1 protein-coding gene is annotated in these 452 nt (G+C 54.2%); it reads right to left on the reverse strand.

The features are described 5' to 3' along the window. A partial coding sequence (locus N2K84_RS20245) for a glycoside hydrolase family 3 protein (protein ID WP_282593647.1) occupies positions 1-452 on the reverse strand: 452 nt, incomplete at both ends.

A 452-nucleotide genomic window follows, 5' to 3' on the forward strand; every position in this document is an offset into this window, starting at 1 on the left:
ACCGGTGTTGATGACACCTTGTGTGTGGTGAAAAAATCGGTAATGGCACCGCAGTCAGAAACTACAATATGCTGAAAACCCCATTCATCGCGGAGGATGCGCTGTAACAAACGGGTGCTGCCACAGCAGGGCTCATCGTCTAAACGCTGGTAGGCACACATTACCTGGCGCACGTCGGCTTCCTGCACCAGGGCTTTAAAAGCAGGCAGATAGGTTTCGTGAAACAGGCGCGGATTTACATCATTCAGGTTTAGCTCGTGACGGCTCCATTCGGGTCCTGAGTGAACGGCGTAATGTTTGGCACAGGCCAGCAGCTTGCGGTATTTGGCATCTTCGGGGCCTTGCAAACCTTTCACCACCTGAATGCCCATGCGCGATGTCAGGTAGGGATCTTCGCCGTAGGTTTCCTGTCCACGTCCCCAGCGCGGGTCGCGGAAAATGTTCACATTGGG

The sequence above is a fragment of the Gaoshiqia sediminis genome (assembly GCF_025907915.1).
Taxonomy (GTDB): domain Bacteria; phylum Bacteroidota; class Bacteroidia; order Bacteroidales; family Prolixibacteraceae; genus Gaoshiqia; species Gaoshiqia sediminis.